16 protein-coding genes are annotated in these 20,973 nt (G+C 62.9%); 9 read left to right on the top strand and 7 right to left on the bottom strand.

Annotated elements, in window-relative coordinates; translation table 11 throughout:
- Positions 1-189 precede the first annotated feature (189 nt).
- Positions 190-393, top strand: a complete 204-nt coding sequence (locus tag A2I95_RS12915) for a hypothetical protein (RefSeq protein ID WP_291730169.1) — start codon at positions 190-192, stop codon at positions 391-393.
- A gap of 57 nt (positions 394-450) precedes the next feature.
- On the opposite strand, the gene A2I95_RS12910 is transcribed toward A2I95_RS12915, so the two are convergent.
- Positions 451-1,368 carry a LysR family transcriptional regulator gene (locus tag A2I95_RS12910; protein ID WP_291730168.1) on the bottom strand — a complete coding sequence of 306 codons (918 nt, stop codon included), beginning with the start codon at positions 1,366-1,368 and terminating at the stop codon, positions 451-453.
- 205 nt (positions 1,369-1,573) lie between these two features.
- On the opposite strand from A2I95_RS12910, the gene xdhA reads away from it, so the two are divergent.
- From xdhA to guaD, 5 genes are all read left to right on the top strand, one after another.
- Positions 1,574-3,037 (top strand): xanthine dehydrogenase small subunit, encoded by a 1,464-nt coding sequence (gene xdhA / locus A2I95_RS12905; protein ID WP_291730167.1) that lies wholly within the window; start codon positions 1,574-1,576, stop codon positions 3,035-3,037.
- A gap of 12 nt (positions 3,038-3,049) precedes the next feature.
- Positions 3,050-5,368 carry a xanthine dehydrogenase molybdopterin binding subunit gene (xdhB, locus tag A2I95_RS12900; protein WP_291730166.1) on the top strand — a complete coding sequence of 773 codons (2,319 nt, stop codon included), beginning with the start codon at positions 3,050-3,052 and terminating at the stop codon, positions 5,366-5,368.
- 3 nt (positions 5,369-5,371) lie between these two features.
- Complete coding sequence (gene xdhC, locus A2I95_RS12895; protein WP_291730165.1) at positions 5,372-6,265, top strand: xanthine dehydrogenase accessory protein XdhC; 894 nt, start codon at positions 5,372-5,374, stop codon at positions 6,263-6,265.
- A gap of 31 nt (positions 6,266-6,296) precedes the next feature.
- A complete protein-coding gene (locus A2I95_RS12890; RefSeq protein WP_291730164.1) occupies positions 6,297-7,892 on the top strand; it encodes a xanthine/uracil/vitamin C permease in 1,596 nt (531 codons plus the stop codon).
- Positions 7,893-7,955: 63 nt separating this feature from the next.
- Entirely contained in the window at positions 7,956-9,260 is a 1,305-nt protein-coding gene (gene guaD / locus A2I95_RS12885) for a guanine deaminase (RefSeq protein ID WP_291730163.1), read from the top strand.
- 161 nt (positions 9,261-9,421) lie between these two features.
- Here the strand turns inward: guaD and A2I95_RS12880 are convergent, their stop codons facing one another.
- Positions 9,422-10,756, bottom strand: a complete 1,335-nt coding sequence (locus A2I95_RS12880; protein ID WP_291730162.1) for a uroporphyrinogen decarboxylase family protein — start codon at positions 10,754-10,756, stop codon at positions 9,422-9,424.
- A gap of 122 nt (positions 10,757-10,878) precedes the next feature.
- Between A2I95_RS12880 and A2I95_RS12875 the strand changes: the two genes are divergently transcribed.
- The gene (locus tag A2I95_RS12875) at positions 10,879-12,369 is read left to right on the top strand and encodes a PLP-dependent aminotransferase family protein (protein WP_291730161.1); all 1,491 of its coding nucleotides are present in this window, start codon (positions 10,879-10,881) and stop codon (positions 12,367-12,369) included.
- Here A2I95_RS12875 and A2I95_RS12870 read toward each other — a convergent pair.
- Positions 12,366-13,724, bottom strand: a complete 1,359-nt coding sequence (locus A2I95_RS12870) for a HAMP domain-containing sensor histidine kinase (protein ID WP_291730160.1) — start codon at positions 13,722-13,724, stop codon at positions 12,366-12,368. The genes A2I95_RS12875 and A2I95_RS12870 overlap by 4 nt on opposite strands.
- Positions 13,714-14,385 (bottom strand): response regulator transcription factor, encoded by a 672-nt coding sequence (locus A2I95_RS12865; protein ID WP_291730158.1) that lies wholly within the window; start codon positions 14,383-14,385, stop codon positions 13,714-13,716. Before A2I95_RS12865 ends, A2I95_RS12870 begins: the two co-directional genes overlap by 11 nt.
- Positions 14,386-14,520: 135 nt before the next feature.
- On the opposite strand from A2I95_RS12865, the gene A2I95_RS12860 reads away from it, so the two are divergent.
- Positions 14,521-15,639 carry a trypsin-like peptidase domain-containing protein gene (locus tag A2I95_RS12860; RefSeq protein ID WP_291730157.1) on the top strand — a complete coding sequence of 373 codons (1,119 nt, stop codon included), beginning with the start codon at positions 14,521-14,523 and terminating at the stop codon, positions 15,637-15,639.
- 127 nt (positions 15,640-15,766) lie between these two features.
- On the opposite strand, the gene phnY is transcribed toward A2I95_RS12860, so the two are convergent.
- The 3 genes from phnY to A2I95_RS12845 are packed head-to-tail and all read right to left on the bottom strand — an operon-like array spanning position 15,767 to position 19,685.
- A complete protein-coding gene (phnY, locus tag A2I95_RS12855) occupies positions 15,767-17,215 on the bottom strand; it encodes a phosphonoacetaldehyde dehydrogenase (RefSeq protein ID WP_291730156.1) in 1,449 nt (482 codons plus the stop codon).
- Positions 17,216-17,230: 15 nt separating this feature from the next.
- A complete protein-coding gene (gene phnA, locus A2I95_RS12850) occupies positions 17,231-18,478 on the bottom strand; it encodes a phosphonoacetate hydrolase (protein ID WP_291730155.1) in 1,248 nt (415 codons plus the stop codon).
- Between the two features lie 19 nt (positions 18,479-18,497).
- Complete coding sequence (locus A2I95_RS12845) at positions 18,498-19,685, bottom strand: 2-aminoethylphosphonate--pyruvate transaminase (RefSeq protein ID WP_291730154.1); 1,188 nt, start codon at positions 19,683-19,685, stop codon at positions 18,498-18,500.
- A gap of 115 nt (positions 19,686-19,800) precedes the next feature.
- Between A2I95_RS12845 and A2I95_RS12840 the strand changes: the two genes are divergently transcribed.
- Positions 19,801-20,703: a LysR substrate-binding domain-containing protein gene (locus tag A2I95_RS12840; protein ID WP_291730153.1), complete on the top strand. Its 903-nt coding sequence runs from the start codon at positions 19,801-19,803 to the stop codon at positions 20,701-20,703.
- The last annotated feature ends 270 nt before the right edge of the window (positions 20,704-20,973 follow it).

Raw genomic sequence — 20,973 nt, 5'->3', positions numbered from 1 at the left:
AACAGCCCTGCCGTGTGTTATACTGGCACAGGGTGCGCCCACTTGCGCCGGATCTCCGGGGCCTTCCGGCCTGTTCAACCACAGTGCCAATCCCTTTCGGGCACCCTTCGCCCGGCAGCACAAGCCGGGGACTGGCCGTTTGGGACCGCGGCAGAACTGCGGGGTTTGGACGTTGAAGGAGGTAACACGATGTTTGGGAAAACTATCGCTATCGGATTTGCACTTTGCACCACACTTGCGGCCTGCGGTGACACCACCGGCGAGCGGCTGGTCTATGGCGCCGGCGCCGGCGCTGCTGGTGCTGCTGTGCTGGACGCAAACCTGGTGACAGGTGCTGCTGTCGGGGCTGCGGCCAACCTGGTTTACTGCGAGGAAAATCCGCACCGCTGCTAACGCGAGAACCCTCGCTATTGAGAGGCGGGCAGCGGTGCCCGCCTTTTTCTTTGGCGCCTATCCGCCCGCGTCGCTGCGCCGGAAGGCTGCCAGCCCGTGTTTCACAGCGTAATCCACGAACAGGCGGATCTTGGGATCCTGCAGTTTCCTGTGCGGGTAAAGGCAGCCGAAGATCGTCGGCTCTGGCGGTGTGTCCGGCAAAACTTCCACCAGCGCGCCGCTGCGAAGATGCGCGGCCACATCAAACCGCGGCTTGTTGACGACGCCGCGCCCGTCCAGCGCCCACGCAGTCAGCACATCGCTGTCATCGGCATCGTATTTACCCGACACTTCCAGCTTGCGCGGCCCCTCTGGCGTCGACAGCGTCCAGTAATATTCGGGCGAGCGCGGGTAGCGCAGCAGCAGGCAATTGTGGCCGGTCAGCAGATCCTCCGGGAGCTGCGGGGTGCCGTGGCGCTCCAGATAGGCCGGCGCGGCACACAGCACCCGGGCGCAATCGGCAATCTTGCGCATCTTCAGGGTCGAGTCGTGCGGGGTGCCGATAAAGAACGCCACATCCAGCCCGTCGGCCAGTATATCGACCTTGCGGTCAGACATCCGCATGCGGATTTCGGTGGCCGGGTAGTCCTCGACGAAACCCGGCACCAGCGGTGCGATGATGCGGCGGCCGACGCCCAAGGGCGCGGTCACCCGGATCACCCCGCGCGGCGCTGCGGAGAACTGCGAAACCACCGCTTCGGCGTCCTCAATCGATTCGAGAACCTTCTTGGCCTCGGCGTAAAACAGCTGTCCGGCCTCGGTCGGGGTCAGCGATCTCGTGGTGCGGTTGAACAACCGCACGCCAAGATGCTTTTCAAGCTCCTTGATCCGCTTGCTTGCCACGGCGGGAGTCAGCCGCAGGTCACGCCCGCCCGAGGTAATGCTGCCCAGTTCGACGACTCGGGTAAAGACCCGCAGGGATTCCAGATAAGACATGGTTCACAGACCTTTACGGGGGCATTTGCCGCTTGCCCATCAGGGTATCAGGCAGCAGAAACGCCGGTTCCGGCATCCTTTAGCCTAATCATTTTCAACAGGGTGTTGAAAGCCTTTCGCGATTGCGCCCATTAACCGTGGCAGTCAGACAAGGTAAAAAAGACATAAGCGGGCCAGCACGGCCCACAGACATTCCGGAGGCCAGATGACACATCAAACCGACATCCGCTTTCTTCTGAACGGCAAGGACATTGTGCTGGACGACGTGAAGGCGACCACCACCCTGTTGGATTTTCTGCGGCTGGAGCAACGCCTGACCGGCACCAAGGAAGGCTGCGCCGAGGGCGACTGCGGCGCCTGCACCGTGCTGGTGGGCCGTCTGCAGGGCGGCGCTCTGCGCTATGAGGCGATCAACGCCTGCATTCGTTTCCTAGCGTCACTGAACGGCTGCCATGTAGTGACGGTCGAACATCTGTCTGGCCCCAAAGGCCGTCTGCACCCGGTGCAGCAGGCGATGGTGGAATACCACGGCAGCCAGTGCGGCTTTTGCACCCCCGGTTTTGTGATGTCACTGTACGCACTGTGGATGGAAAACCCGCAGCCGAATGAGGCTGAGGTGGAAACCGCCGTTCAGGGCAACCTCTGCCGCTGCACCGGCTATGAGCCGATTGTGAAGGCAGCACTTGCGGTGAACCAGTACGGCACCCCCACCAATGATTACCTGACCACCGAGCGCGACAGCCTGACCGCCAAGCTGAAGGCGATCCAGCCGCAGGCCCGCGTAGTGACCGGCCCCGAGGACGACCGCGCGATCCTGCCACTGGATGCGGCGGATCTGGCGCAGGTGCTGGCAGAGTACCCCGAGGCGACCATCGTGGCAGGCTCCACCGATGTGGGCCTGTGGGTCACCAAATTCATGAAGCCGATCTCGCCAGTTGTGTTTGTCGCCCACTTGGAGGACCTGAAGACGGTTGAGCTGGCGGATGATGCGCTCACCATCGGCGCCGGTGTCACCTATACCGAGAGCGAAGCGGCAATCCGCGATGCCTTCCCGCATCTGAGTGCATACTGGGACCGCATCGCCGGCTGGCAGGTGCGAAACATGGGGACCATCGGTGGCAATATCGCCAATGGCTCGCCCATCGGGGACACGCCGCCGGTGCTGATTTCGCTGGGTGCTGAGGTGACGCTGCAGAAGCAGGGCGGTTCGCGCACCCTGCCGCTGGAGGGTTTCTTTATCGACTACGGCAAGCAGGACCGGGAGCCGGGCGACTTTGTGGCCTCGATCCGCATCCCGCGGCCTGCGGCGGGCCAGATTGATGCCGCCTACAAGATCTCCAAGCGGCGGGACGAGGATATCTCCTCGGTTGCCGCCGGGGTCAGCGTCACCGTGAAGGACGGCGTGATCACTTCTGCCCGCATCGCATTCGGCGGCATGGCGGCAACGCCCAAGCGCGCCGCAGGTGCCGAGGCCGCACTGGTTGGCCAGCCCTGGGGCGAGGCCGCGTTTGACGCGGCAGCGGAAGCGGTGAAGCAGGACTTCACCCCGCTGAGCGACTGGCGGGCCTCTGCCGATTACCGCGCGCTGTCGGCCAGTAACCTGCTGCGCCGCTTCTATCTGGAACATGATGCGGGAACCGCCGGTGCTGTCCGGCTGGCCGTCGCTTGAGGAGGATTTGAGATGAAAGACCATCAGACCATCAGCGGCGCCGTGCACCATGACCGCCAGCATGACAGCGCGATCAAGCATGTCACCGGCCGCGCCGAGTACACCGACGATATCGCCGAACCCTATGGCACGCTGCACGCCTATCTGGGTGTGTCCACCGTGGCGCATGCCAATATAAAGGGCATCGACCTCAGCGCCGTGCGCAACGCCCCCGGCGTGGTGGATGTGCTGACCGCCGAAGATGTGCCCGGCGTGAACGACATCAGCCCCACCGGCAAACATGACGAGCCGGTTTTCCCGACCGACAAGATCGAATTCCACGGCCAGCCGATGTTTGCGGTGATCGCCGAGACCCGCGACGCGGCCCGCCGTGCGGCGGAGCTGGCGCAGGTGGATTACGAAGTGCTGCCGCACGCGTTGGACCCGGTCCAGGCGCAGGAGGCCGGCTATCCGATGATCACCGACCCGCTGAAGCTGGAGCGCGGCGATGTGGAGGCGGGCCGCAAGGGCGCCCCCCACCGCATCCAGGCGCAGATGACCGTCGGCGGCCAGGACCACATGTATCTGGAGGGCCACATCGCCTTTGCCATCCCCGGCGAGGATGAGGATGTCACCGTGCATTGTTCCACCCAGCACCCCAGCGAGGCGCAGCATATGGTGGCGCATGTTCTGGGCGTGGCGAACAACGCGGTCACCGTCAACGTGCGCCGCATGGGCGGCGGCTTTGGCGGCAAGGAAAGCCAGATGAACCTGTTCTGCGCGGTGGCAGCAATTGCCGCAAAGAAACACAACAGACCCGTAAAGATCCGCCCCGACCGCGATCAGGACATGACCGCCACCGGCAAGCGCCATGATTTCGTGATCGACTATGACGTGGCCTTTGACGACGCGGGCCGCATCCAGGCGGTTGAGGGCAGCTTTGCCGCGCGCTGCGGCTATTCCTCGGACCTGTCCGGACCGGTCACCGACCGGGCGCTTTTCCATGCGGATAACGCCTATTTCTACCCGAACGTGCTGCTGAAAAGCAGACCCATGAAGACCAACACCGTCTCTAACACCGCCTTCCGCGGCTTTGGCGGCCCGCAGGGTGTGGTTGCGGCGGAACGGATGATCGAAGAGATCGCCTATGCCCTGGGCAAGGACCCGCTGGATGTGCGCAAGGCCAATTTCTATGGCGAAGAGGGCCGCGACCTGACGCCCTACCATCAGAAGGTGGAGGACAATATCCTCGACCGGCTGATCGGGGAACTGGAGGAGAACGCAGAATACCGCAAGCGCCGGGAAGAGATCATCGCCTTTAACAAGGAGTCGAAGATCATCAAAAAGGGCATTGCCCTGACGCCGGTGAAATTCGGCATCTCCTTCACCGCGACCTGGTACAATCAGGCGGGCTCCTTGATCCATGTCTACAATGACGGCTCGATCCACCTGAACCACGGCGGCACCGAGATGGGGCAGGGCCTCAACACCAAGGTGGCGCAGGTTGTGGCCGATGCCTTCCAGGTGGACTTTGAACGTATCAAGATCACCAAGACCACCACCGAGAAAGTGCCGAACACCTCTGCCACCGCGGCCTCGTCCGGGTCGGACCTCAACGGCATGGCGGCGCTGGATGCGGCGGAGCAGATCATTGCGCGGCTGAAGAAATTTGCCGCTGAGAAGTGGAAAGTGTCTGAAGAAGACGTCGAATTCCTGCCCAACCGCGTGCGCGTTGGCAGCGAAGAGATCCCCTTTGATACGCTGGTGAAGGCGGCCTATATGGCCCGCGTCCACCTGTCGGCGGCGGGGTTCTACAAAACGCCGGAAATCCATTGGGACCGCGCGGCGGGCAAGGGGCAGCCGTTCTTCTACTACGCCTATGGCGCATCCTGCTCGGAGGTCTCTGTCGATACGCTGACCGGCGAATACCGGGTGGAGCGCACCGACATCCTGCATGACGTGGGGCGCTCGCTGAACCCGGTGCTGGACAAGGGCCAGGTTGAGGGCGCCTTCATCCAGGGCATGGGCTGGCTGACCACCGAGGAGCTGTGGTGGGACGGCGAGGGCCGCCTGCGCACCCATGCGCCCTCGACCTACAAGATCCCGCTGGCCTCTGACCGGCCGCGCATCTTCAACACCCAGCTGGCCCAATGGTCGGTGAACAAGAAGCGCACCATCAAGCGGTCCAAGGCTGTGGGCGAGCCGCCCTTTATGCTGGGCATCTCGGTGTTCGAGGCGCTGTCGATGGCTGTCGCCAGCACCGCGGATTACCAAGTCTGCCCGCGTCTTGATGCGCCGGCCACGCCGGAACGCGTGCTGATGGCGATCGAAACCCTCAAAGGGCAGGGCTGAGCCATGGCCCGCCGCCTCTCCCTCCAGGACTTTCTGACCAGCCACAAACATGTGGTGCAGGTCGTGCTGACCCGCGTCCGCGGGTCCTCCCCGCGCGAAGCCGGCACCTGCATGTTTGTGGCGGCAGAAGGGTTGTGGGGCACCATTGGCGGCGGCCAGCTGGAATACATCGCCATCGACCACGCCCGGCGGATGCTGAAACAGCACGTGATCAGCGACACGCTGGACGTGCCGCTGGGGCCGGAGATCGGCCAGTGCTGCGGCGGCCGGGTGGAAATGTCGCTGGCGCAGATGCGTCAGGCCGACCGCGAGAACGCGATTGCCAAAACCCGGGCCGAAGCACAGGCGCTGCCGCATGTCTATGTGATGGGTGCAGGCCATGTGGGCCGGGCCCTGGCGGATCTGTTCCAGCATATGCCGGTGCGCTGCATCCTGATTGACCAGCGCGCCGAAGAACTGGCCTTGTGCCAGGCGGATGTGGAAATCCGCCAAAGCGCCATTCCCGAGATCGATATCGCCGCCGCGCCTGCGGGCAGCGCCTTTGTCGTTCTCACCCACGATCATGCGCTCGACTTCCTGCTTGCCTCCGCTGCGTTGCAGCACGGCGATGCGGGCTATGTCGGCCTGATCGGATCGGCCACCAAGCGGGAGAAGTTCCGCCGCTGGTGCCGGGACCATTGCGACGGTCTGGGAACCGACCGTCTCATCTGCCCCATCGGGGCAGGCGGCAGCCGCGACAAGCGGCCCAGCGTCATCGCGGCCTTCGTGGCCGCAGAAGTGATCGCTGATTTGACCTCTGAAACTGCCGCGTCCGCTCCCGCAAGGAGCACAGACCTGCCTGAAACGGGCAAGCAACCGGACGCAGAGGGAGACACGGCTGGGATGATCAGCCGTTAAGGACTGCGTCCTCTGATAGGAGGAGGCCGCCATGACCACAGGGCGGAGCTATACGTACAAACTGTTCGCGCGGAATGACTTCAGTGCATTCTGGGCGCTGTTCACCGACAACCTGATCAACCTGATTGTGCTTTCGGGCATCTGTCAGTTTGTGTTCAACATGCCGGCGGACATTGTGTTCGGCCGCATCGTGCCGGGTGCTGCGGTGGCGATCCTGGCCGGGATCGCGGTCTACACCTGGATGGCCAAGCATTTCGCCGAGAAACAGGGCCGCGACGTGACCGCGCTGCCTTATGGCATCTCGACCCCGGTGATGTTTGTCTACCTGTTCGGGGTGATTGGGCCGATCTACTGGTCCACCAATGACGCCATGCTGGCCTGGCAGGTGGGCATTGGCGCGGGCTTCATGGGCGGTATCGTTGCCGGCCTTGGCGCCATCGTCGGTCCGTGGCTGAAACGGGTGACCCCGCGGGCCGGCATGCTGGGCACACTGTGCGGTATCGCGCTGGTGTTCATCGGCACTGTGCCGCTGGCAACGATCTTTGAAAACCCGTTCATCGGCTTTGCCTCGATGATCATCATCCTGTGGGGCCTGGTGGGCCGCCACCGGCTGCCGTTCAACATTCCGGCGGGCCTGTTGGCGCTGATCGTCGGCACTGTTGTGGCGCTTGGCATGGGCGAGGCCTCGGTCTCCTTCGAGGGTGTCGGTGTCTACCTGCCGATCCCGTATTTCGGTGACCTGATTGCCGGTATCCAGCATCTGTTTGCCAACCCGGAGCTGTTCCTGGTTCTGGTGCCGGTGCAGATCTACAACTTTATTGAGACCATGAACAACGTCGAAAGCGCCGAAGCGGCGGGCGACCACTACCCGGTCGGCCTGTGCCAAGTGACCGATGGCGTTGGCACCATGATCGGTGCGGTCTTCGGCTCGCCGTTCCCGACCACCGCCTATATCGGCCACCCGGCGTACAAGCGGATGGGCGCGCGCTCGGGCTATATCATCGGCGTTGGCCTGGTGATCCCCTTTGCTGCCTTCTTTGGCCTGCTGGCGTTCCTCAACAACCTGATCCCCGTGGCCGCTGCCGCGCCGGTGCTGGTGTTCGTGGCCCTCAGCCTGGTGACCAATACCGCGCATTCGGTGAAGACCGACCATATCGCCGCGGTGACCATTGCGATGATGCCGCATGTCTCTGCCTTTCTGGTGATCAAATGGGGCGCACTGGCGGGTGCTCTGGGCGCATTGGGTGCCACCGGCATGGCGCAGCTGGGCGATCCTGAGCTGACCGCGGCCCTTCTGCAGCAGGGCGCGCATTACGAAGGCCATCTGGCCCTCAGCCAGGGCGCGATCCTGACCGGCCTGATCTGGGGCGCCATTGTGGCTAGCGTGATTGACGGCGACTTCCGCAACGCGGGCGGCTTTGCCCTGGCGGCGGCGGTGATGTCGCTGGTCGGCGTGATCCACTCTGCCAGCCTGCATTGGCCGGAGTTCAGCGGTGTCGCGATGGGCTACCTGATCGCAGCTGCCTTCCTGTTCATCTACCCGATCTTCTACAAGGCGGATGAACATGAGGAAGCCGGGGACGACGCTGCCAAGCCCCATGTGCCGCATCTGCCGGCGGGCGAATAATCCCAAATGACAAGGGTCAGGGGGCATCGCGTCCCCTGACTGCAATCAAGGACACATAAGACCATGACATCGAAACAGACGCTGCTGCGCGGGCGGGTGCTGACCTTCACCGCCGAGCCGCAAGACCCCGAAGACACCAGCGCCTATGAGTTCATCGAGGACGGCGCGCTGCTGGTGGCGGACGGCATGATCCTGGCCAAGGGCAGCTACGATGCGCTCGCCGCGCAGGCCGCAGAGGCGGACGTGATCGACCACCGCCCGAACATCCTGATGGCCGGCTTCATCGACACCCACCTGCATTTCCCGCAGGTGCAGGTGATCGCGTCCTGGGGTTCGCAGCTCTTGGAATGGCTGAACAATTATACCTTCCCGGAGGAGGTCCGGTTTGCCGATGCAGGCCACAGCGCCGAGATGGCGGGGCACTTCTTTGACCTCTTGACCAGCCACGGCACCACCACTGCGGTGGCCTATTGTTCGGTCCACAAGACCTCAGCCGAGGCCTATTTCGACGAGGCCGCGCGCCGCAACATGCGGATGATCGGCGGCAAGGTGCTGATGGACCGCAACGCGCCGGAGGGTCTGCTGGATACCCCGGTCAGCGGCTATGACGACACCAAGGAGCTGATCGCGAAATACCACGGCAAGGGCCGCGGAATGTATGCGATCACGCCGCGGTTTGCCATCACCTCCACCCCCGGTCAGATGGAAATGGCGGGCGCGCTGGTGAAGGAGCACCCGGACTGCTACGTGCAGACCCACCTGTCGGAAAACCACGACGAGATCGCCTTTACCGCCGAGCTGTACCCGCAGGCGCGGGATTATCTGGATGTCTATCAGTCCTATGGGCTGCTGACCGAAAAGATGCTGCTGGGCCATTCGATCCACCTGCAGCCGCGCGAGATCGACGCGCTGGCGGAGACCAAGGCCAAGCCGGTGTTCTGCCCGACCTCGAACCTGTTTCTGGGCAGCGGGCTGTTTGACGATGCAGGCCTGCGCGGCCGCGGCATCACCAATGCCATTGCCACCGACATCGGCGCCGGCACCAGCTATTCGATGCTGCAGACGCTGAACGAGGGCTACAAGGTTCTGCAGCTGCAGAACCAGAAGCTGCACCCCTTGCGCGCCTTCCACTGGATCACCCGCGGCAACGCGGTGGCGCTGGGGCTGACAGACAAGATCGGCACGCTGGAAGCGGGGACCGAAGCCGATATCGTGGTGCTGGACTCCCGCGCCACTCCGGCGATGGATCTGCGGATGCAGCGGGCCGAGACCCTGTCGGAGGAATTGTTCATCCTGCAGACCCTGGGCGATGACCGCTCCATCGCCCAGACCTATGCGGCCGGCCAGCCGATGAAACCGGCGGCCTAAATACGCGACGGAAAAGATCCGCCGCCACGCTGACGCCTCTGAGCTCCGGTGGAGGCCGTTGCCATTTTCCGGCAGCGGAGAACGGCCAGGAAAAATCGATTTTTCCTGGCCGGAATTCTCGCAGAATTCCGGCTGATGAGCCCCGGTAGGGCGTGATGCTCTCAATCCTTGCGCTGGATCGGGCCGGCGCCATAAACCTCTTCCAGAATGATCTCGACCAAGTCGAACTGCGTGTGCAGGTTGACGTCCTCGAAATAGATATGGCTCGGCCAGGCCTGGCTGACGTAGTTGTCCTCGGGCAGGTCCACATGGGCGCAGACGTTGCGGATTGCCGCCACGTGAGAGCGCGCCATCTCGCGGGTTTCGGCCTTGGTAGCGTCCAGATCCTCGATGCTGTTGCGGTCGATTTCGGGTGAGCCGATGCCCGAGGTCAGCGGCATGTTGCGGGCAATCGCCTCCTGTTCGTAGAACGAAATATCCACCTTATCCGCAGCCAGCCGCATGATGAAAACCGGGTTCGCGCTGACCTTGGCTTCGGTCAGTGCCAGCAGTGCCGGGTTTTCCGAGGGCGCCAGCTCAGGCGTTGCTGCAGCGCTCGCCTCGGTGCCGCCGCGGCGGCGGGAGCGGCGGACTTTCTTCCTGGCCAGCGTCACATGGTCGCCGCGGTAGTTGTTGTCGAACACCCGGTCCGCATAGGGCTTGTCCCGCAGCATGTGGCGGATCGAACGGATCGACATGTTCTTGCAGTTTTCGGGACCGATGAAGAAGGGCGAGCCGGAGGCGTCCGACAGCTCGACCCAGCCGTTCGGGAAAGTGGCGATATGGTGGTCCATCCACGGACCCAGAACCACGTCGCCCAGATGGTCCAGCAGCGCGTTCACCTCGTCCGGGTCGTTCACCACGTCGCCCAGCAGCGGCTCTTGCCCATAGATGTCGGCGGCCAGGCTGTAGGGCGCGGTGATCTGCAGCAGCGGCGGCAGGCCGGTCAGCTCCTCGTGCACCCGCAGGATTTTGGTGATCGCCAGCGGCACCCCGGAGGTGAAATCCGGCGTCTTCAAATCGCGCCAATTGTCTTTGTTGATCAGCATGTTATCGGGGTCGGCGCCCGGCGGGTATTTGTCCGGGTACATCATGGTCTGGCCCAGCGGCTCGCAGGACCAAGCATACAGCGCCCAGGTGATGTAGAACTTGTTCACCCCCAACAGGCGGCTGACTGCGAGGTTGGCGCGAACATAGCGGTAGGGGTCCTCGTGATAATATTCGCGGGTTTCGATACCGTAAAGGTCATTCAGCACCGCCAGCGCCAGCATGTGGACCGAGGCGACGCTGTTGACCCGGTTCGGGTCCGCCTTTTGCCCGAAATTCGCATCGAACGCGCCGTCGATAGCGGCGTCAAACACCCGCTTCATTTCTGCTTTGGCCTCAGAACCGCCCGCCTGCCAGGCCCGCAGCAGGTCAAGCCCTTTGGGAAATGCGTAATCTTCGATTCTTGTCATGGATCGGCCTCAAACCTTGGTGAACCCGTAGCGCGTTTTGCACCCGTTGGGATTGAGGCTACCCAAAAGTGGGCACATCAACTATACCCGTTATAGATCCAACTATAGACCCAATTAGATCCATGCCAAAATCCCCGGGCGGCGCGTTGCTGCAAGGTTTCACCATCGAACGCGGCTCTGCGGTGCCGATCTACCGGCAGCTGGACGCATCGCTGCGGCGGCTGATCCTGGACGGCTCGCTGGCGCCGGGGCAAAAGCTGCCCTCGACCCGCGAGCTGGCGCAGGAACTGGGGATTTCGCGGATCACTGTGAAGAACGTCTATGAACAGATCATCGCCGAGGGTTATGCGCAGGCGCAGACCGGGGCGGGGACTTTTGTGGCGGACGGGCTGGATACCGAGGCCTTTCCGCAAATCCGCACACCGCGGCGCAAGGACAAGCCCACGGGGATCGAGATTTCGGGACGGGCGCGGACCATCGCGGCGTCAAAATCGGTGGCGCGCTATGGCGAAACGGCGCCGTTCCGGCCCGGGGTGCCGGCGCTGGATCAGTTTCCGGTCAAGCTGTGGAACAAATACATGGCCGAGGCGATGGCGCGCGACGGGCGCCGCAGCCTCAGCTACGGGCAGGTGAATGGCAATGCGGCGCTGCGGGAGGCGATTGCCCGGCACCTGGCGGACGCGCGCGGCATGAAGGTGGATTCTGCGCGAGTGATCATCACGTCGGGCGCCCAGCAGGCTTTTGTTCTGATTGCCTTTGTGCTGCTGAATCAGGGGGATACAGTCTGGTACGAGAACCCCGGCCATATCGCCGGGCGCGACGTGATGCAGATCATGGGCGCCAATGTGGCCCCGGTGCCGGTGGATGGCGAGGGGCTGGACCTGGATCATGCGATCCGCCGCCGCCAAAGGCCTGCACTGATCTTTACCACGCCGTCGCACCAGCAACCCTTGGGCACCACGATGAGTCTGGGGCGGCGGCTGGCGTTGCTGAATTACGCGCAGGAAAACAACGCCTGGATCATCGAGGACGATTACGACAGCGAGTTCCGCTACCGCGGGCGGCCGCTGCCCGCGCTCAGCGCCTTGGACAGCGCGCAACGGGTGTTCTATGTGGGCACGTTCTCCAAGTCGATGTTTGCGGCGATGCGGCTGGGCTATGTGGTGGTGCCGCCGGAGTTTGCCGAAACCTTCGCCACCGCGCGCAATCTTCTGGGTCAGAACTCCTCTGCGGTGGTGGAAGAGGCAATGGCGCGGTTCATGGAGGACGGGCGGTTTACCGAGCACATCCGCAAGATGCGACGGCTGTACCGGACCCGGCGGGATGTGTTGTTTGAGAGCCTGGCACGCGAGTGCAGCGAATTCCTGGAACCGCAGCGCACCGATGCCGGCATGCATATGGTGGCCTGGCTGAAGGGCGGCATGGATGACCGGACCGCGCATGAGGCACTGCTGGCGGCAGGCATCGACTCGCTGCCGATCTCGGTCTACTGCATCGAACCAATTGGCCGAACTGCGCTTGTGCTTGGCTTTTCCGGCGTGGATGAACGGGTCATTCCGCGGCTGGTCAAGCGGCTGGCGGAGGCGCTGAAGGGACTCAGGTCAGCGCGCTAACCGCTGAAGGCCACCTCAACTTGCAAGCCGGGATTTGCATCGGACAGGGTCAGCCTGGCGCCATGCAGCTCGGCAATTGCCGCCACCAGGCTAAGGCCGAGGCCGCTGCCCGGAGTGGTGCGGCTTTTCTCCAACCGGTAGAGGCGGCGCAGCACGTTCTGATGTTCAGCATCGGCGATGCCGGGGCCGTGGTCGCGCAGGGACAGGATCGTCTCCCTGTTGTGCTGCAGCGACAAGCTGATGCCGGTGCCCTCCGGCGTGTGGCGCAGGGCGTTTTCGATCAGATTGGCCAGCATCTGGCCGATCAGCGCCCGGTCGCCGCTGACCAGGACCGGCGCCTGCGGCAGGCTGAGCGTGAACGTGCGGTTCTGCTCTTCGGCGGCCGGCTCATAGATCTCGGCAAAGGTGGCTGCGATTTCGCAGAGGTCCACCGGTTCGAACCGCGATTGCGGCGTGCCGCCTTCCAGCTGGGCGATCTGCAGCAACGCCTGGAAGGTGCTGGTGATGCCGCGGGTTTCCGCCAGCGCCTGATCCGCCAGCGTTTGCGCTTCTGGCGGCAGGTCCGGCATTTCCTGCAAGCGGGCAAGCTGCACCGCCACCCGCTGGATCGGCGTTTTCAGGTCATGGGCAATATCTGCCGAGACCTGCCGCAGCGCCTCGGTCGATTTCTGCTGTGCCCGGGCCATGCGATTCACGCTTTGGCCGATGCGGGTGATGTCGCTGGGCCGCGCTGTCTCCGGCACCCGCGCAGCAAGATCGCCGGAGGTCAGCGCTGACAGGGTGCGCTCGATCCCCGCCAGCGACCGGGCCGAGCGCCGCGCCAGCAGGACGCCGCCCAGCACCGCGATGGCAATGGCCGGCAGCAGGCTGAACAGGAACACCCGCAGGTAGGTCTGGCGCAGGTCGTCCAGCGGTTTGGCGGTCAGGGCGACGGTCAGCAGCCCGCCGTGAATGTATTCGCTGAGCGAGATGAAACGGCCGGTGATCTCTACCGGGTCCGGCCCCAGCGCCACCACCCGGAACCCTTCCTGCTGCTGCATGATCGCCGCATTGCCCGCCACCACCCGCCCGCCGGGGCGGCGGTAGCTGAGCAGACGCCGTTGCGGGTTGGTTTCCGTGGTTTCAGCATTGACCAAAGCGGCCAGCGCCGCGGCGGAAGGCGTGGCCCGGAAACCAGCCATGTCCTGGGTCAGGCTTTCCTCGATCGCCTGCCGCTGGGCGCCATGGGCGACATAATAGGTAATGCCGAGACTGAGCGAGCTGGCCGCCACGAACAGCAGCGACAGCCACAGCGACTGCCGCATCGGCGACGAGCGCAGCAGGACCCGCGCCCGGGTGCTCAGGTTATTCGGCAATCCGGTACCCCGCGCCGCGCACGGTTTCGATCAGGTCTTTCGCAAACGGCTTGTCCACCTTGGCGCGCAGGCGTGAGATATGGGTCTCCACCACATTGGTCTGCGGGTCGAAACTGATGTCCCAGACCGCCTCCAGCAGCATGGTGCGGGTCTGCACCCGCCCCTTGCGGCGCAATAGATGCTCCAGCAGGCGGAATTCGCGCGGCAAGAGGTCGATCTCCTGCCCTGCACGGGTCACCTTGCGGCGGACCAGATCCATCTCCAGATCGCCAGCGCGCAACACTGTTTCCTGAGTCTGCAGGCCCGGACGGCGGGCGAGGGCGGCAACGCGCGCCGCCAGCTCGCCAAAGGCAAAGGGTTTCACCAGGTAATCATCCGCCCCGGCTTCCAGCCCTTCTATCCGGTCGTTCACACCGCTGAGCGCGGTCAGCATGATCGCGGGCGTGCGCACCCCGGCGCCGCGCAGAGTCTTGATCAGGCTCAGCCCGTCGAGGCCGGGCAGCATCCGGTCGATGATCAGCACGTCGTAGTCGGCAGCCGTGGCCTGCAGCAGGCCGTCGCGGCCATCAGTCACCAGATCAGCGGTGTGGCCTTCCTCGCGCAGGCCGGATTGCACGTAAGGCCCTGTCGTGGCGTCGTCTTCTATCACCAGGATCTTCAAGGCTACCCCCGCATTACTGCCGCCCCGGTGTTGCACCGAACGGCGCCTCAGCACACATTACAGATCTGTATAGAAGACGTCAGGACATTGAAATCCGGCCCTGCCATCTGCTTTGCATCACTTCAACGCAAGGAAATGAAGATGCCCAATACCCACGCTCCCAAACGGTTTGCCTTTGCCCTGACCGTTGCCGCGTCAGCAGCGGCGGTGTTCACCCTGGCCCCTGCGCCCGCACTGGCGGTGCCGGCGGGCGGCTATGCGGATCTGGTCGAAACCATCTCACCTGCGGTTGTGTTTGTCGAAGTCACTGGCAAAGCGCAGCCAGCCTCTGACCGGCAGGCCATTCCGAACGACAAGTTTATGGAAGAATTCATGCGCCGGTTCGGCGGCAAGATGCCCCGGTTCGACGACAGCCGCCCGGTGAAGGGTGCTGGCTCCGGCTTTGTGATCTCCGGGGACGGGCTGATCGTCACCAACCACCACGTGATCGACAAGGCCCAGACCGTATCCGTCACCCTGGCCGACGGCAGCAAGCATGATGCCACTGTGATCGGCGCCGACCCGCTGACTGATATTGCGCTTTTGAAGGTTAAGGCCGCCGCGCCGCTCACTGTGGTCGAATTCGGCGCGTCCGATGAGCTGCGTGTGGGGGATGAGGTGCTTGCGATGGGAAGCCCCTTTGGCCTGGCGGGCACGGTGACTTCGGGCATCGTCTCGGCCACCTCCCGCAATATCAACGCCGGGCCGTTTGACGACTTCATACAGACTGATGCGGCGATCAACCGGGGCAATTCCGGCGGTCCGCTGTTCAACGCCGAAGGTGAAGTCGTCGGCGTCAACACCATGATCTATTCGCCCGGCGGCGGTTCGGTCGGGATCGGCTTTGCCGTGCCCTCGGACATGGTGCAGAAGATTGTCGCTGACCTGGAGGATGACGGCGAGATCACCCGCGGCTGGCTGGGGGTGCAGATCAAGCCGCTGTCCGAAGACGCCGCAAATGTATTGGGCCGCGAGGCAGGCAAGGGCGTGGTGATCGAAAGCGTGGCGGCGGACAGCCCTGCGGCCGAAGCCGGCCTCAAACCTGGCGACGTGGTGCTGCGGTTTGGCGACAGCGGCATCACCGAATTGCGCGACTTGACAGCTGCGGTGGCGGCGAATGCCCCGGGTGAGGCAGCACAGATCAAAGTGCTACGCAGAGGCAAGGAAGTCACCCTGGATGTCACCTTGGGCGACCGCGCCGGCCAGGACGCCTGATTACCTTTTAACCGCCACTCCCTGCCCGGTGACGGGCAGGGGATGGGACGGCCAAGGCTGTTTCCCCTCCGGCAGGCAGGGAGTGTCTCTGCCGGGCCTTGGCCGGACCCCCATCACTCAGGCGTTGCTATTCCGGCCATGGCAGAGAGTAGGTCTTGACGTTTGTGAAAAACTTCATGGCTTCTATGACGCCTTCTTTGACGCCGTTGCCAGAGTCCTTGATGCCGCCGAAGGGGGACATTTCGATGCGATAGCCGGGCTGTTCCCAGATGTTGCAGGTGCCGACGTCCAGACCGTTGATATAGGCGATTGCCCGGTTCAGATCATTGGTGCAGACACCCGATGACAGGCCGAACTCGGTGGAATTGGAAATCTTCATCACCTCGGCGTCATTGTCCGGCACCCGCACAATCGGCACGATGGGGCCAAAGGTTTCCTCCATCACCAGTTCGCTGCCATGCGGAACCTTGTCGATCACGATCGGCGGCAGCAGCGCGCCCTGGCGGCCCGGATTATACAGGATCTCGGCGCCGTCCTTTTCGGCCTGCAGCACACGGTTTTCGAACAGTTCTGCCGCCTTATCGTGGATGACGCAGCCCAGCTCGGTCTCCGGATCCTGCGGATCGCCGAATTTGATCGCTCGGGCCTTCTCCAGCACCAACGGCACAAATCTGTCGGCGACGCTTTCCTGCACCAGGATACGTTTGATCGCGGTGCAGCGCTGGCCGGAATTGCCGGTGGCGCCGGCCACCGCGATGGTGGCGGCCTTTTCCAGATCGGTATCGGACAGGTCATTGCAAACGATCAGCGGATCGTTACCGCCCAGCTCCAGCGCCTGGCGCTTGTAGACGCCTTTTTCAGCAATCATCTTGCCCACAGGCACGCCGCCGGTGAAGGTGATGATGTCGATGTTTTCATTGGTGATCATCTCGTCTCCGATGTCCTGCGGCCAGCCGGTGACCACCTGGAACATCTCCTTGGGCAGGCCGGCCTCATAGAGGATATCGGCCAGCGCAATGCAGGTGAGCGGCGTGAGTTCCGTCGGCTTGCAGACCATGCAGTTGTTGGTGGCAATCGACGGCGCGATCTTGTGGCTCACCATGTTGAGCGGGTGATTGAAAGGCGTTATCGCCGAGATTGCCTTGACCGGTTCGCGCTTGGTGAAGATCTTGCGCGCCTTGCCGTTGTGGGTAAGATCGCAGGAGAAAATCTCGCCATCATCCTTCAGCGCCTCGGCGGCGGCGAACTGATAGACGTCCTGGGCGCGCTTGGTTTCATAGATTGCGTGCTGATGACAGATGCCCAGCTCCAGCGTCAGCCATTTAGCCAGCCACTCGCGCTTTTCCCCGATCAGCTCACCCGCGCGCTGCAGGATCTGGCTGCGCTCGTAACGGGTCAATTTGGGGGTGTAGTTCGCGGCCACCTCAAACGCCATGCGGGCGTGTTCGGCCTTGCCTGCGGGTACATGGCCGACCACCTCGTTGGTATAGGGGTAGTGGACCGGCACGGTCTCGTCGGTAAAGACGATCTCGCCGCCGATGCGCATGCCTTCGTTGCGGATTTCTGTGTTGCTCATAGTCTCACCCATGGATCAGAGGGCCGCCGCAGTGGTGGCGTAGAAAAAGGCGTCAAAGTTGCGCAAGGACGCGGGGTCGTCCGGCAGATCAATCACACGGTTCACGATAAAGGGCACTTCCTGTTCGGTCAGCCCGCCATGGCTGCGCAGCGGTTCCTTCAGCGCGGCCAGGTCGTGGCGGTGGGCGGAGGTGCCGATGCAGATGTTCTCGCCCGAGATCATCACGATGTCGCCGATGCGGTCGCCGGGCAGCTCGAAGCGCCTGATGGCTTCTTCCTTGCTGACAACCAGGATCAGCTCGTCGCGGGCGTCCAGCTTGGCCATCACTTCGGCCTTGTCGGCGCCTTCGGGCAGATAGGCGGTGGCAAAGGCGCCAAGCGCGCCGTGGTGCACCACATAAGGATCGGTGATCGGCAGGATCACCCGCGCCGCGTCCTTGCCCAGCCACTCGTCCAGCAGGTCCTGCGCATAGATCACATTAGGGGAGCCGTCGGCGTGGTGCTTAGGCTTCATGCCATGGTCGGCGGTCACAACAATCGCCGCGCCCATTTCGTCGAGCTTCGCCAGGTATTTGTCGAACATCGCATAGAAATCCAGCGCGCCCTGCTGCTCCGGTGCGAACTTGTGCTGGATGTAGTCGGTGGTCGACAGATACATCACGTCCGGCTTGAACTCCTGCAGCAACTTCACACCGGCGGCAAAGACAAACTCGGACAGTTCCGCCGAATAGACCTCCGGCACTTCCATGCCCAGCCACTGGCTGGCGTTGTCGATACCGTGCTCTGCCTTGGTCGTCCCACCCGACCTTTCGGAGGAGAAGGCGACCGCGCGGTCTTCATCGAACTTCAAGCCGGCCCCCAACAGCGCGCGCAGCTTGTCCTTGGCAGTGACCATGGCAACGCGATAGCCGGCCTCGTAGAACTGCGAAAAGATGGTCGGCGCGCGCAGGAAGCGCACGTCGTTCATCATCACTTCTTCGCCGCTGTCCGGGTCGATCAGGTAGTTGCCGCAGATACCGTGCACGCTGGGCGGGCGGCCGGTGGCGATCGACAGGTTGTTGGGGTTGGTAAAAGAGGGGATCACCGAATGCGCCAGCCGGTCGGTGCCGGTCTCGCGGATCCGCTTCAGGGTCGGCATCAGCCCTTTGGCGATGGCCACCTCCAGGTATTCCGGCTCGCAGCCGTCCAGGCAGATAGCAATCGCGCAGGTCTTCGGCGCCGGATAACTGCGCTCGTTTGCTGTAACGGGGGTTCCAGTGGTCATTTCTCGGGGTCCTTTGTCTTCAGGCAGCCAGTTTGGCGCGTTCTTCCAGCGCCGCGGCGGGCGGGGCCGCACTGGCGACGCCCATCTCGGCAAGCGTTTCCTTGGCGGCCGTCACAACCCGCCGCATCACATGTTCATCCATCTGTCCGATGCAGCCGATGCGGAAACTGTCCACAGCGGTCAGCTTGCCAGGGTAGAGGATAAAACCCTTCGCCTTCATCAGATCGTAAAAGCAGCTGAACAGGAACTTCTCATCCGCAGGGCAAAAGAATGTGACGATGATGGGCGACAGCCAGCGGCTGTCCAGCAGCGTCTCGAAACCCAGTTCACGCATTCCGGCGATCATCACATCGCGGTTGCGCGCATAACGGGCGCCGCGGCCAGCAACACCGCCTTCGGCTTCATGCGCCTTAAGCGCTTCCAGAAACGAGGCCACCGCATGGGTCGGCGGTGTGAACCGCCACTGGCCGGTCTTTTCCATATTGGCCCATTGCGCGTGGACGTCCAACGACAGCGAGTGGCAGTTGCCCTTGGAGGCTTCAATCTCAGACGTGCGGGCGATGACAAAGCCGAAGCCCGGCACGCCCTCAATGCATTTGTTGGCCGACGACACAATTGCCTCATAACAAATGTCCGAGGGCCGCAGATCAATCGCACCAAAGGCCGACATGGAATCAATCAGAAGCTTACGGCCCGCAGCATACACGGCCTTGGATATCTCAGCGATCGGGTTGAGGATGCCCGAGGACGTCTCGCAATGGATGGCCATCACATGGGTGATCGCTGGATCAGCACCCAGAATTTCCGCCACCTCCGCACCGCGCGGCGGCAGATAGTCGCCCTTGTCCAGCACCACATGATCGCGGCCCAAGTATTTCAGCGTTTGAGCCGAGCGCTGCCCATAGGCCCCATTGGCCAGCACCAGGGCCTTGCCATCGCGGGGAATGAAGGACCCCAGCATCGCCTCCACCGCAAAGCTGCCGGAGCCCGGCATCGGCACACAGTCGAAATCCTCCGCGCCGTCGCCGAGCAACGCCAGCAGGCGGCTGCGGATCTCGCGGGTCATGGCGCGGAAGTCGTCATCCCAGCTGCCCCAATCCCGCAGCATTGCCTGTTTCACTGCGTAGGAGGTGGTCAGCGGCCCCGGCGTCAGCAAGTAGGGTTCGCCCAGCCTGGGTGGTTCAATCGGATCCGTGGAAGCACTCATCTGCACTCTCCCAAGAGGAATTTGAACACATCATTGCCGTCCTCCAATCCATATGTAAAATTGCAAAAAACAATTCTATTATAGGCTCAGCCTATGTATTCCAGCGGGGGATCAGATGCGCCACAGCCAGCTTCGCGCCTTTCACCATGTCGCGCTTCTGGGCGGTTTTTCCCGCGCCGCGAGGGCGCTGCATCTGACCCAGCCGGCGGTCTCCGAACAAGTCCGCAAGCTGGAGCAGGACCATGACGTTCTGCTGTTTCGCCGGGAGAGGAAGCAGATCGCATTAACCCCTCAAGGCAAAGAGCTGCTGCGGCTGACCAAAGGCTATTTCGAGGCTGAAGCGCAGATCGGCGAGTACCTTTCCGATTCCAGTGCGGCGGTGGAGGGTGAGCTGCGGATCATTGCCGACTCGGCCCTGCATATCACCGCTCTCCTCGGGCCGTTCCGCAAGAAACACCCGAATATCACCATTCTTCTAAGGGCCGGGAACACCGAAGACGTTCTGGAAGAGCTGCGCAGTTACACTGCTGAAATCGGTGTCATAGGCAGCTTGGCCCCGGGCCGGGACATGACCGGGCTGAACCTGGGTGCCACCGGTATCACCGCTTTTGCCGCCCGCGGTTTTTTGCCTTCAGGCCGGCCGAGCCTGAGCCTTGCAGACCTTCCGGGCCTGCCGCTGGTGTTTCGCGAAGCGGGCTCAAAAACCCGCCAAAAGATTGAATCTGAGGCGCGAAGCAGGGGCGTTACTCTGAAACCCGCGATTATAGCCGAGGGCCGCGAAGCGGTACGGGAACTGGTTGCCTCGGGCGCCGGCATCGGGTTTGTCTCCGAGGCGGAGTTCGGACATGACAGCCGGCTGGTGAAGATCAGGCTGGAGGATGCCGGCCTGACGATGAGCGAGAGCATTGTCTCGCTCTCTCAGCGGCAGGATGTGCGGGTGATCCGCGCCTTCATGGAGTTTGCCGCAACCACATTGGCACGGCAGGAAATGCCCGAAGCCAGCCCGCCAGCTGGATGAGGCCGCCAGAAACACTGCCGCTCAGACTGTGCTTCACGGTCTTTGCTGCGGCCTCAACAACCAGTCAGTAAGCAGACCGCGGGTCTGTGTAAAGAAATTTAACATAACCATGATTACAGGACTCACGTATGTACCCGGGTGGATTCACATCCGAAGTGCAAATTCTGTATCAAAACAGATGTTTGCATGGAGGTTATTGAATGGGACGCAGTTACCCTCACCTGAGTTTGGAAGAACGCCGGAAGATTGCCAAGTGGCGTGAAGCCAAAA

The sequence above is a fragment of the Leisingera sp. F5 genome (genome assembly GCF_001593695.1).
This window is presented reverse-complemented; position numbering and strand designations above follow the sequence as displayed.